The 12574-nt window shown below is 43.7% G+C and carries 10 protein-coding genes; 6 read left to right on the top strand and 4 right to left on the bottom strand.

Going from position 1 to position 12574, the window contains the following annotated elements; genetic code table 11:
• Nucleotides 1–121: 121 nt before the first annotated feature.
• The 3 genes from B7360_RS12325 (at nucleotide 122) to B7360_RS12315 (ending at nucleotide 5036) form a co-directional block, all read left to right on the top strand.
• Nucleotides 122–856 (top strand): IclR family transcriptional regulator, encoded by a 735-nt coding sequence (locus B7360_RS12325; protein ID WP_085343610.1) that lies wholly within the window; start codon nucleotides 122–124, stop codon nucleotides 854–856.
• Nucleotides 857–862: 6 nt separating this feature from the next.
• A complete protein-coding gene (locus B7360_RS12320) occupies nucleotides 863–1702 on the top strand; it encodes an arginase family protein (RefSeq protein ID WP_054868275.1) in 840 nt (279 codons plus the stop codon).
• A 307-nt stretch (nucleotides 1703–2009) separates the two neighbouring features.
• Entirely contained in the window at nucleotides 2010–5036 is a 3027-nt protein-coding gene (locus B7360_RS12315) for a DUF6701 domain-containing protein (RefSeq protein ID WP_085343609.1), read from the top strand.
• Between the two features lie 65 nt (nucleotides 5037–5101).
• On the opposite strand, the gene B7360_RS12310 is transcribed toward B7360_RS12315, so the two are convergent.
• From B7360_RS12310 to pcp, 4 genes are all read right to left on the bottom strand, one after another.
• Nucleotides 5102–6394: a DEAD/DEAH box helicase gene (locus B7360_RS12310; protein WP_005386186.1), complete on the bottom strand. Its 1293-nt coding sequence runs from the start codon at nucleotides 6392–6394 to the stop codon at nucleotides 5102–5104.
• A 170-nt stretch (nucleotides 6395–6564) separates the two neighbouring features.
• The gene (locus tag B7360_RS12305) at nucleotides 6565–7551 is read right to left on the bottom strand and encodes a GTP-binding protein (protein WP_085343608.1); all 987 of its coding nucleotides are present in this window, start codon (nucleotides 7549–7551) and stop codon (nucleotides 6565–6567) included.
• A gap of 63 nt (nucleotides 7552–7614) precedes the next feature.
• Nucleotides 7615–7878: a hypothetical protein gene (locus B7360_RS12300; protein ID WP_005391057.1), complete on the bottom strand. Its 264-nt coding sequence runs from the start codon at nucleotides 7876–7878 to the stop codon at nucleotides 7615–7617.
• Between the two features lie 197 nt (nucleotides 7879–8075).
• Complete coding sequence (gene pcp, locus B7360_RS12295; protein WP_085343607.1) at nucleotides 8076–8714, bottom strand: pyroglutamyl-peptidase I; 639 nt, start codon at nucleotides 8712–8714, stop codon at nucleotides 8076–8078.
• Between the two features lie 287 nt (nucleotides 8715–9001).
• Between pcp and B7360_RS12290 the strand changes: the two genes are divergently transcribed.
• The 3 genes from B7360_RS12290 to rnr all read left to right on the top strand — a co-directional run bounded on the left by B7360_RS12290 (nucleotide 9002) and on the right by rnr (nucleotide 12311).
• On the top strand, nucleotides 9002–9250 hold the full coding sequence (locus B7360_RS12290) for a hypothetical protein (protein WP_005375646.1): 249 nt from the start codon (nucleotides 9002–9004) through the stop codon (nucleotides 9248–9250).
• Between the two features lie 307 nt (nucleotides 9251–9557).
• Nucleotides 9558–9770, top strand: a complete 213-nt coding sequence (locus B7360_RS12285) for a cold-shock protein (protein ID WP_005375644.1) — start codon at nucleotides 9558–9560, stop codon at nucleotides 9768–9770.
• A 294-nt stretch (nucleotides 9771–10064) separates the two neighbouring features.
• Nucleotides 10065–12311, top strand: coding sequence for a ribonuclease R (rnr, locus tag B7360_RS12280; RefSeq protein WP_048625223.1), 2247 nt, complete (start codon nucleotides 10065–10067; stop codon nucleotides 12309–12311).
• Nucleotides 12312–12574 lie beyond the last annotated feature (263 nt).

The following is a 12574-nucleotide window of genomic DNA, read 5'->3' as shown; positions in this document are numbered from 1 at the left end:
AGGTAAGCCCTCAGTCGTCAAATTCTCACTCTACGAGAATTACCCATTAAAATTATTTTTCTTTTCTCAGTGATTAAGAATTATATTTGTCGTAATTCATATAACACGTTACAACACTCTCATGACGACAAACAAAGCTAATGCGAACCAGGTAAACGAAAAAGCACTGCAGTTGTTAATGCAAGTTGCAGTTAGTCCATTCCCAGTCTCTGCGAAAACGCTAAGCGAGCAATTGAACGTTCCTTTGAGCAGTCTCTACCGACACTTGAAGCTGCTCAAAGAGTGGAACTTGATTGAAGAAAGCGTACACGACAAGACATTTGTCGTTGGCCCGGCAGCATTGCTGCTCATGCATAGCTATGAGACCTCACAGCATGGTTTAGATATGGTCGAAACCATACTGGCTCGGTTGGTACAACAAACAGGGGAAATGGCCGCTTATATGGTACCTGCAGGGTATCGCGCGCTTTGTGTCAGACAAAAAGAAAGTATGCAGGCGCTGCGTTGCAGCTTCGTCCAGGGTCAAAGTCAACCTCTGCTACGTGGTGCCTCATCTAAAGTGATGCTCGCTTTTATGCCTCAAAGTCGATGCGAGAAAATCTTGAGATACTTTAATCAAGATCACCGACGAGACGAATGGGAACAAGAGCTCACAACCATCCGTAAACACGGATATGCCGTCAGTACTTCAGAAATTGACCCGGGTGTTTCTGGCATCAGTGCACCAGTGATGAAAGGAAGCAAACTGATCGGCGCGGTCTCGGTGATGGCTCCGGCCCACCGAGTCGAAAAGGATAAGCAGCGCATTATTTTGCATGTGTTGCAAGCGGCAAGGGCACTACCACCAGAAAGGTAATTCATCATGTTAAGCTTTTTCAAACGCTATAAACTCCACCACACCGTGAAACAGCCGCAGCATTACCCTTTTTCTTTTATGACAGTGTGTGAGTATTTGCCACCCATGTCTAAGGGCGCGTTTGAATTAGCTGATCAAAGTTTGGAAAATGCTAGTGATTGGCTATACCAACAGCATGATCATGAAACCGCTGAAAACTTTGGTCACTTCAACCACGACAAGCTGGAAAATGGCGAGTTTCAGGAAGCGTTAAGCCTTTCGCTTTCTCGCCACTCAATTCCTGTTTTAGTAACTAACTGTACCGAGGCAATCTTGTCCATGTTACCTGTGGTCGTGTCTTATCGAGAAGAAGTGGGTGTGGTAAATATTGGACATGACATGAACTTGAAGCCGACACTTGAACCACGTTTAGGCTCCGCATTCCATTTTGCTCTTTCTCGCTATCAAAACGTGCGATTATTTTTTGCTGGTGTTAGCGAACAAGATACAAAGCAAGAAACGTGGGAATACGCGGAGGATCAAGGTTGTGACTGGGTAACCGATAAAGAGTTTTCTTTTCGTCATCGCAATAATGTAAAGCAGTTGATCGGCAATTACCTCGACCATTGCGACCAAATAATCCTCAGTATCGACCTTGGCTCCCTAAAAACCAAAAACAGCCTTGATGGTACCTCAGAAATTGATATCCAAATGGTTCTACGCACCATTAGGCAATGCCTGGTTGCAGGTAAAGTCAGAGCCATTCAACTCGTTGGCGATCGCGATCGTCTGGTCTATTCGAGACAAACGAAAGCCATACTAGAAGAGTTATATCAAATGGCCCCACTCATTGTTCACGCAGCCTAGGATTAAGTTCGGTTCAGAATCAGGACGCTCAAGCTACTGATTCTGAATCAACATGGTTAATTATTATCTTTTACCAACAAATAGTTACATGAATAAAGCGACTCATGTCACACTTAGCTATTGAACTAATCTCATACTTACGCTCTAATAACGCCACTAAGCTTTGGTATGACATACGAAATAAAAATAGCCAAAGTTCAATAAGTAAGCGGATTAAAAACCAAAAACACCGCCGACATTTCAACTTCTGTGAGCATTTGCTCACGCTCGCTTGATGCCATCTTGTTCCACTTTTTTAGGACATTTGATGATGCGTCTTTGCAGTATTTTCGCTGCGGTTCTTGTTTTACCGCTAGCCTCACACGCCACCACTTATGACGTCAAAGATCTATCTGAGTTAGGTCAACTTTGCTCACACAAGAGCTTTAGTATCGGAAGTGATGGTACGACTTATCACTGTACAGGGAAACTAGTCCTACCCGCAGGTGACAAAATTGTCTCCTCATTACCGGAAAAAGAGATAACGCTAGAAGCAGCTCATGGCATTGTGTTAGAGGGGAACAATACGATTGGTGAACCCAATAAGCGTATCTCTCTACACGCACTCGCTACCGGATTAACGGTTAACAATGAGAAAGCTTCAAGCATTGACGATTACCAAAACAAGCACACGGTTATCTATGGTGATCTTCTATCGGCTTACCCAACAAAGCTGAATAACGTTCTCATCGATGGGGATATAGAGCTAACAGGTGAGGCCCTTCATATTGATGGTGAGTACAACACCATTATTGGTGACATTTTGACTCACAGTACGAACGATATATTCAACGCTAACGTTTGTGGCACCATTGAATCAAAAGGCCATCAATTGCATCTCAAGACGAAGAACCCTTTCCAACGACATTTCGTCGTCGGTGACATTGTGGCGCACAGTTCTCTGCTTATTGATGACATGGAGATCTACGGCACTACTGAGACTAAAGGAGCATCTGCCGCATTGAACGGTTCGTTCTATGGCTCTACTACAGCAATTAAATACTTCCAAACATTGAACTTCAACAACGCTCCAAATCAGCCAAGTCAAGTTTGTGGTGAAATCCAACAAACGCCAGGAAGTGCACAAACGAAAGCACAAGACAACAAATACACGCAATACTGTGGATTAGACGACACTGATTGTCACTACTCCTCTCAGGTCTGTCCGATCACCCCTCAAGATGTTCCGAATTGCAGCATGCAACCTCCATCAGAGAACGACTTCGACCTAAGCGTCACACCATCGGACGATATGGCACTGATGTGCGGCGACGATCTTCCGCAATTTACAGCAACAACAACCAATAATGGAGAAGTTGTAAGCGCAGAAGTCAGTGCTGCCCTATCACACCCTGACTTGTTCACTTTAGAGGTGATCAAAGGTCAGCAGACATTAAAAGCAAACCAATTTATGTCTGACGACAATGGTGAGCTCGTTGTTCGAGTGGTCCCGAACGATATTGATACCATCGCGTTAGGTACTAACTACACGCTGACTTTCACTATGGCAGAAGACACCAGCAAGCATCAAACGGTTAGCTTTATGTTTACGCCATTTATGTTTGAGGCCTACTCAAAGACGAAAAGCGCCACTTTAAATGAAATACGCGTTATTGCAGGTAAACCAGAAAACGTGCATACGCGATTGCTGGCTTGTGCCTCCACCGGCGAACCTGTAGTGGCAAGCAACTACAATGGTACTCCTAAGGTTTTTCATCCATTGGTTCAACCATTAGGAGGAAGTGAAGGAAACTTTAGCTATTCAGCGGAATTTAAAGACGGCTTGTCTGAACATGGTCTTATCACGAACGAGTCCGGCATATTTGAAGTGACATTGTCCGATCATTTTGAATGTGAGGGATTTGAAGAGTGCCCAGAAGAAGGCAAAGTGGAAGTGAAAGGAACATTTAATGTGTACTCGCGACCATGGACACTGGCTATCTGTGACAACCAACGTGCTTTGCCTTCTGGCACCTCTGAACAAGGAGATGGGTTTATTGCCGCCGGAGAATTTTTCTCTCTAACAGTGAAGCCGATCATTTGGCAAACTGACGGCTCTGTAAGTGGTTCTGTTGAATCAGCACGTTATTGTGATGCCTCTATCACCCGTAATTTTATGCTTGATGACGCTCCAGCAGCATCCGTTGTCTTGTCGAGTGAGCAACATACGCCATCAGAGACAGCGAACCAAACCTCGAAATTGCTAAAAAGTAGTGACTCACTGGCTCAGGCGCATAATTCAGCCAAGAATGATCAATTCGTCTTTAATGGATTATATTGGGAAGAAGTCGGGAGCTTGAGAGTAAAAACAAACCTAGAAAGTAAATATCTAGGTATGACTGTTAACGAAGGCTATCGTTACATCGGTCGTTTTTACCCAAAATATTTTCAAGTGCAAGACCAAGAATGGCACTACCCACATGGCCAAACTTTTGCTTACATGAATCAACCTTTTGAGAAAGTCACTTACGATGTTGTCGCACTCAATGCGAATAAGGAAAACGTGAAGAACTACGTCCACTTTTCATCTAACCTTCAACAACATTTCGACTTAGGCGAACTAAGCTCATACTCCGAACGGTTTTTGCCGCCTAAGCCTAAGAAGGTAGACTGGAAACTACTGGGTAACGCGAGTGTTGGAACGTTTGTGATCGAGAAGCCCTCGACCAATGCGACTTGTAACAATAGCCCATGTTGGAAAAAGAACACAACCGATAAACAATACCCTGATGGTCCATTTAATAATGGGACTAACAGTGACAGCAGCAAAATAGGTATAGTCACGACTAAAGCCGTTGATGAGGTAAATTTCTTTGATAACAGCGAAGTGCTCACTCAACAACCGGACATTCGATTCGGTCGTTTGAACTTTCAAGATGTGGGTGGCAACCAAGGCATGGTGATCAAAGTGCCACTTGATGTGGAAATTTGGCAAAACGGTCGATTTACGACTAACTTCGATGACAGCTCAACAACGGCGAATGGTGAATATTACTTCAGCACGCCAATTTGGTCGCATGCGCCAGCAAACAACGCCCTGCTTTCTGGCGTTGGAACGATGAGTATTGGCAGAATGACCGATATCGTTGCAAGCCAAATTGACTCAGCGCGCGAGCAAATACAATTCCACCTAGATTTAGACAGCTCAGGCAATCGCATCCCTTGGCTGAAATACGACTGGGATAGCTCTACAAGTGAAGAGGAAAACCCACCCGTCATTGTTACGTTTGGTATTCACCGAGGAAACGATCGCATTATTTATCGTGGTGAACCCAATATGCTTGGCCTAAATTAACACGAAACGGCAAACAAAAAGAGCCCCTCAATTGAGGGGCTCTTTTCATCACAAACTGATGTAATTTACTTTGCGCCACGACGCGCTTTCAGGCGCTTCACCATAGCAAGACGACGCTCTGCCGACCCTTGGTCTGTTGCTGACTGGTTCGGATTATTACGACGACCTTGACGATTCTTGAATGCTGGTTTTGAGTGCAGCTTTTCAATGTAAGATTCACGCTGTTTTGGTTCATAGCCTGCAAGCTCAATACGGCGAATGCGTTGCTGGATTAGATTTTCAACCTGAACCACCGTGAGCTCTTCATCTCGGTTTACAAATGAAACAGCATGACCTTGTTTACCTGCACGGCCCGTACGACCAATTCGGTGAACGTAATCTTCCGCTAGGAAAGGCATGTCATAGTTCACAACGTGAGGTAAGTCTTCAATATCTAGACCTCGAGCAGCGACATCGGTAGCCACCATGACACGTGCTTTACCGGACTTAAACTCTTCTAGCGCACGACGACGAGCACTTTGAGCACGGTCACCATGACAAACCACCGCTTTGATACCATCAAGTTTCAGCTCTTTTACCACTTCGTTTGCGGTCTCTTTATAGTTCACAAATACCAACACTTGTTTCCAGTTTTTGCGACCAATTAGCTCTGAAAGCAGTTCCGTTTTTCGCTCTTGATCAACTGGATATAGCACGTGAGCAACTGTTTGTGCCGTAGTATTTGCACGCTCTACTTCGATACGTTTTGGTTTACGCAGAATGTCTTTCGCTAACAGATTTAGCTGGCTTGAAGTCGTTGCCGAAAACATCATGATTTGCGGATCTGTATCCACATCCAGCATGATCTTACGAACTGCATGAATAAAACCCATATCCAAGATACGGTCTGCTTCATCAAACACCAAAAACTCTAAGTGTGCCACCGAGACATTACCTTGTTCGATGTGTTCTTCCAATCGACCAGGTGTAGCCACAAGGATATCAACACCATTTTCCAGTGCCGCAACCTGAGAAGACATTTTACGGCCACCGAAAATCGCCGCCACCGACAGATTGGTGTACTTCGTATAAGCTTTGATGTTGTCAGCAATTTGTTCAGCAAGCTCGCGAGTTGGAGCCAAGATAAGTGCACGAGCAGTCTTACGAGAAGCGCTACGGTTACTGTCTAACAACTGCTGAATCATAGGCAGAGAAAACGCAGCCGTTTTACCAGTACCTGTTTGTGCTGTAGCGAAAATATCATGGCCTTTGCGAGCCATTGGAATCGCCTTCTGTTGAATTGGCGTTAACTTTTCATAACCGCATTCTGCCAGTGCTTTAACCACTTCTGGCGCAAAACCTTGAGATGAAAATGACATTGAGCGTATTCCTTAAACAAACCACTAAAAATAGCTTTAAAAATTTAGCCGTGCACTATACCCGAATTTGAGTGATTTATCTCACTTTTCTCATTGAAACGCTACAAAAGCAAAAACGGCGAACGCAGACAGATTGCAGGCTCACCGTTTCCGTTTAATATTTGTTCGATTTAACGCTTAATGCCAGACAGCTGAAGGAGAATTTGCTCAAGTTCATCCCATGGCAACAGCTGAGAATCTATCACTTCTAATCGTGATTCAAACCCTTCTAAGCTGATTTCATTCACCGACACGACTCGGTTGGCAACATTAAACGCGTAGCACCCCTGATCCGTGTTGACCACCGCTTTAACGCGTTCCGCCGTTAAGTCCGAAAGCATTGAGAAAAGTTTATCAAAATCAAACGTGTACTCTGCCCCAAACAACCACCCGCAGCTAAAATACCCTTGCCCTTTGTTCTCTTTACGCACAAAGGTTTCACCTGGCGGCAACTGGAATTGAGGCTCTTGGTGAGCATGGTCATGATGGTGTGACTCGATATGGGAAGAAGCGCTGCCGTAAACCCGTTCGATATCCAAGATTTCTATCGGTAACTCACCGTCATGAATAAGCTTACTGAATACTTTTGAGGGAGATTGGTCCGTCACCCAGTCATTAAACACATCAATGTCGTGACTGGTACAAAGGTCAACCTTACTGCCTATAACCACGTCTGCGCTGTCTAACTGGTCCACGAAATTTTGGTTAGAAAGGTACTTTTCATCACTTAAGTTACGCGGATCAACCAGAGCGATCGTCGCTTTTAGATCAACGTAAGGTTCATACTGTTCTGAGGTAAGCGTCGCGATAACCTGTTTTGGATGACCAAGGCCTGTCGGCTCAATCAATAAACGGTCCGGTTTTTGGCGCAGTAACGCGGTAATACCGACCGACATTGGCACGCCCGCCGTGCAACACATACAGCCACCCGGCACTTCTTTAATCAGCGCACCTTGGTCTGTCATCAATGCACCATCGATGCCAATCTCACCAAATTCATTGACCAAAACCGCCCAGTTTTCGTTTTCCGGTTTGTTCTTCAGTAGATTTAAAATCGTGGTCGTTTTACCGACACCCAAAAATCCGGTCAGTATGTTGGTTGGTACTCGATTTGACATGCTTATCTCCGACACGTTAGTGCATTAATGCTCCAGCAAAGTATACGGAGAATGTGACTCGCTTCAACGCTTTTTATCGCGCTCATCAAGCTCATTGCGTGATGCGTGGGTACACATTTTTTGAGAGTGATCAGAGTGACTTATCAACTCTGAACGCTTCATATCAGAAAGATACATACTGGTGTAAATGACGCAGGTAAAAAACGCGATAATAGCGACTACGATGGGAAGAACTCCGAGCGTGTTTTCGAATTTAAGCGCAGCGATAGCCAATGCGAAAACAACGACAGAGATAAGTGCGATAGACTTACTTTTGTTGCTTTTCATGATAACTCGCCTTTCGTAAGGGTAGCCCCTAACACCTCCTGTATTAGGGGAGTGCCAGTTTGAACAACATCCAACCTGACTATTCAATGCTACTCCTTTCGCTACTTGTGAAATTTGACAAAGCTAACATTTATTACAACATCAAACGATGAACTTATTACTAGCTTTCATACACTTAGTGGACTGTAAAACACTTACTAGCAAATCGACCCGCCGCTGACCAATATGTCGTTTTCATTGGCAATACAAACTTGAGCCACCAGCCTTAGCCCTTCGACTATCATCTCCAGAGACATGGAAGGCTGACTGCCATCTGCTGCTTGTTCTGGCAATAATGGGATATGAACAAACCCATGACGAATAGGTTTGTCTTTTAGATAATGTTGGATGCCATAAAAAAGGTGGTTACATACAAATGTTCCGGCACTGTTGGAAATCTGGCTAGGTATCCCCTGCTTTTGCAGCGTTTGAACAATACGCTTTATCGGCAGCGTCGAGAAGTAAGCATCTGGGCCGTCAGCCACTACGGGATCATCAATCGGCTGATGACCAGCGTTATCTGGAATACGAAAATCATCCACATTAATTGCGACACGCTCTGGGGTGATCGCGCCACGTCCAGCCGCTTGCCCAACGGTAATCACACAATCTGGTTGGTGCGCTTCTATTGCATCAATAACGGTATTCACTGACTCATACCGAATCACAGGAACTGGGCAAGTAACGATCATGGCATCTTCTATTGCCGCAGCCTCTAATCGCTTGACCGCTTCTAAGGCGGGGTTAATGGCGTCACCACCAAAAGGTTCAAAACCGGTAATCAGGACTTTCTTCATAACAGCCTTTAGGAAAAGAGTTTCACAAATTATTGCACTCCCCTTCACCCCATCCAATAACAAAAGTATTGTTGACATAAGCCAGACAACATTATGTGACTCATGTCTAACCAGCGAGGGTTTTCACTTTATTGAATCTAGACAAGTTCCGGACTATCGAGACTAACCATTGATAATTAATGGCAGGACAAGGCTCTCTCATTACATGACTCACGCAGAAACTTGGTTTCCACGCTTAACTTAGGTAGAGTACGCGACCGCAATGCAATTCGAAGAGATTGAATACAATGAATATTGATAACCATGTAATCGAAACGATTGAAGAGTTAGAGGCATTTCTGCATTTAGTAGAAAGCGGCGCTCTGGGTCTTGAAGGTGTCACTGGCGTTGCGCTAGCCACCTCTAATACCGATGGCCGTCCATTTGTTGCCGTATTAGGAGAAAAGCACCAATTGCTCCTTGGCCGCTGGGTTTCGCAGCACGTATATGACAATGGTAAAGACATCGTTCGTAACGGCCCAACCAGAAAACACTAAGCGCTCCGCACCATCTATAACACCATGACGTCTTATACACCAAGCGTATGCTTTGAATGCAATGCGCTTGGTGTACTTAAAAAATAAAAAAAGAAAAGGCTAGCCTTTATTAATTTTGTCGGTATACTGCACATCAGCTCTTACGGAAAGAGCTATTAATGTAATTAAAGATCAAAGTTTCTCTCAGTTCCACATCGAATTCCTCGTTTACGTTCCTGCGACAAAATAGTTATCTCTAAAATCATATAGTAGCACTTGATATTAGCTAAAAATTCAATATTTAAAACAATCAAATATAGAGGTATCTATGTCTAATAAATTAACTGGTTCAGTAAAATGGTTCAACGAAACTAAAGGTTTTGGTTTTATTTCTCAAGACAATGGCGGTGATGACGTATTCGTTCACTTCCGTTCTATTGTTTCTGAAGGCTTCAAAACTCTTACTGAAGGCCAAAAAGTATCGTTCGTTGTTGAACAAGGTAACAAAGGTTTACAAGCTGCTGAAGTAACTGCACTGTAATTCTTTGTGTGGCATCAACGTTGTTGGTGCCACCATCCCCTTCCACTTATTACCGCCCTTACTATTCTCTATCTAAGTTTATATACCCAAATCACTTACCTCTCCCACACCGTCATTAATCACTTTCAATAAAGTCACTTTGGTATACATCTTTAGGTAATCACACTACCTATCTTGCAATTCCAGTTTGGAATTAAGTTAATCTGATTCATATCTGAATCACTTCGCCTCATGCTTTGCTCATATAAATAAAGTTTATAAAATAAAAGCGATTGGCGAATATAAGAGAAAAAAATGAAATTAAATATATCCGCACAATCAATAAATTCTAATAATTACGAGCACATTATCCCTAGCCGAGACGTTATCCTTAGCCTATTCGATAAAGTTAAAAATCACTTAAGTCACGAGCAAATTTCTCGCTCTACTGGCTTAGATGAGAAACCACAAAAAGACGCTTTAAAAAAACGTTTACGCGCTATGGAGCGCGATGGCCAGTTGATTTTCACGCATCGCCGTGGTTATAAGAAAGTCGATCAAACCGCTTTGGTTTCTGGAAAGGTCAGCATTCACGCAGACGGCTTTGGTTTTGTCACTTACGACAGTAATGAAAAAGACCTTTTCTTACCTAAACACCAACTTACTCATGTGTTTGATGGCGATATCGTACTGGTTCTGAAAGGCAATGCTCAGCATCAAGGACGCTCAAATCATCGTTTCATCAAAATAGTGGAACGAAAAACAACCCACATCGTAGGCTTGTTAAAGAGAAAAGGTTCGAACTTCTATCTAGTGCCAGAAAGCGCGAAACTGACTCAAACCATTCATGTCACACCAAATGATCTTATCACCAAAAGTGCCGGTAAACTCGTTCATTGTAAAGTCACTGCCTATCCAGATCACAGACAATCAACAACAGTTGAAGTGGCTGAAGTATTAGGGCGTCCGGGAGAAGCAGGGATTGAAGTTAAATTGGCGTTACGTCGACATGGCATCAATGACCATTGGGATGATGAAGTTCTTCACGCTGCTTCCGCATTTGGCAATCACGTAGAAGAAAAAGACAAAACGTCACGAGTGGATTATCGAGATTTACCGTTCGTCACTATCGATGGGGACGACGCGAAAGACTTTGATGATGCCGTTTACGCATACCAAATGGACAATGGGCATTGGAAGTTATTCGTTGCGATTGCAGACGTATCTCACTACGTTCAGCCAAACGACCATTTAGATCTTGAGGCGCAATCTCGTGCAACGTCCGTTTACTTCCCCGGATACGTTGTGCCAATGCTACCAGAAACATTATCTAACGGTTTGTGCTCGCTTAACCCGAATGAAGACCGATTGGTTATGGTATGTGAGATGACCTTTGACGACGAAGGTAACATGCTAGATTCAGAGTTTTCTGAAGGGATCATTCACTCGCATGCTCGTTTAACTTATAACGAAGCTTACCGCATTGTTTCCCAATCAACGGAAGCAAAAAAATACCAAGGTAAGACCCCAAAACAAAACATTAAACAGCATCTGGTGAATCTCCATCGCTTGTATTTGAACCTATCTGGTCAACGTCAAGTCCGTGGTGCCATTGATTTTGACACGCAAGAGCTTTCATTCACGTTAAACAATAAAAAGAAAATCGCGTCCATCGTTCCGGTAGTTCGAAATGATGCCCACCGAATGATCGAAGAATTCATGCTGTGTGCCAACGTTGCCACTGCTCAATTTTTGCAGCAACAAAAAATACCGAGCTTATACCGCGTGCACTCTGGTCCTCAGATGAAAAAACTGTCTTCATTAAGAATGATGCTTGCAGACAAAGGGCTAACGCTTGCGGGTGGTGATAAACCAACTTCTCATGACTACAACGCATTACTGGAACAAGTACGAGATTTAGATGAGTGTGATGTGATTCGTACCCTACTGCTACGTTCTCAGAGTCAAGCCGAGTATTCGCCGAAGAATATGGGTCACTTCGGTTTAGCCTATGACGCATACGCACACTTTACTTCGCCAATTCGTCGTTACCCAGATTTACTCGTTCACCGCGCCATTCGCGCTAAACTTCGAGAGCAAAAAACAGGCAAGCTACGCAGTCTGCTCATGAAACTAAAACCTATTCGTCAATTGACAGGTGCTGCGAACAACTACCCTTACGATACAAAAGTGATCGAGCAACTGAGTGTGCACTGTTCGCATCAATCTCGTCAGGCAGATGAAGTGAGCCGAGAGGTTGAGTCAGCACTGAAATGTCATTACATGAAGCCATTTATTGGGCAACACTTCACGGGGACAGTGTCTGGGGTCACACACTTCGGGGTATTTGTTGAGTTAGAGGAAAACCGAATCGAAGGTCTCATTCCTTTATCAAGTTTCCAAAATGGTGAGTTCGAATTTGATGCAGTCAAACAAAAAATTTCCAGCCAGAGCACCACGTTTACTTTAGGGACTAAAGTGCACGTGTTAGTTAAAGACGTCGATTCGAAACAAAGAAAGATCATGTTCAATTTAAAAGATGCAGAACACACGGTAGGTTAGTCTGTTGTAGTCTATTTTCTAACCCATTGTTCAAAAATAAAAAATAAGCTTTAGATACCGCGATTAACTTGTGACATTTCGCTGACATCAGCTCATTCTAAAACCCTAATATCTGGCAAAGGAAACGAATCTAACTTTTGTTTCCAGACACCATCGCAGAGTGTATTTCTGTAGTGGCATAGTGAATTTGGCCACCTGATTAAGAGGTGATGTATGATCATCTCGATACTAAAACAGGTGACATTATGACTAAGCGTGAAAGA

It is taken from the genome of Vibrio sp. ArtGut-C1 (assembly GCF_002105475.1).
GTDB lineage: Bacteria > Pseudomonadota > Gammaproteobacteria > Enterobacterales > Vibrionaceae > Vibrio > Vibrio diabolicus.
This window is presented reverse-complemented; position numbering and strand designations above follow the sequence as displayed.

What these genes read in the sequence shown, in the direction of transcription:
- rnr (WP_048625223.1), top strand. Translation starts at nt 10,065, where the DNA reads ATGAAATTAAATATATCCGCACAATCAATAAATTCTAATAATTACGAG.
- B7360_RS12320 (WP_054868275.1), top strand. Translation starts at nt 863, where the DNA reads ATGTTAAGCTTTTTCAAACGCTATAAACTCCACCACACCGTGAAACAG.
- B7360_RS12290 (WP_005375646.1), top strand. Translation starts at nt 9,002, where the DNA reads ATGAATATTGATAACCATGTAATCGAAACGATTGAAGAGTTAGAGGCA.
- B7360_RS12310 (WP_005386186.1), bottom strand. Translation starts at nt 6,394, where the DNA reads ATGTCATTTTCATCTCAAGGTTTTGCGCCAGAAGTGGTTAAAGCACTG.
- B7360_RS12305 (WP_085343608.1), bottom strand. Translation starts at nt 7,551, where the DNA reads ATGTCAAATCGAGTACCAACCAACATACTGACCGGATTTTTGGGTGTC.
- B7360_RS12285 (WP_005375644.1), top strand. Translation starts at nt 9,558, where the DNA reads ATGTCTAATAAATTAACTGGTTCAGTAAAATGGTTCAACGAAACTAAA.
- B7360_RS12315 (WP_085343609.1), top strand. Translation starts at nt 2,010, where the DNA reads ATGATGCGTCTTTGCAGTATTTTCGCTGCGGTTCTTGTTTTACCGCTA.
- B7360_RS12325 (WP_085343610.1), top strand. Translation starts at nt 122, where the DNA reads ATGACGACAAACAAAGCTAATGCGAACCAGGTAAACGAAAAAGCACTG.
- B7360_RS12300 (WP_005391057.1), bottom strand. Translation starts at nt 7,878, where the DNA reads ATGAAAAGCAACAAAAGTAAGTCTATCGCACTTATCTCTGTCGTTGTT.
- pcp (WP_085343607.1), bottom strand. Translation starts at nt 8,714, where the DNA reads ATGAAGAAAGTCCTGATTACCGGTTTTGAACCTTTTGGTGGTGACGCC.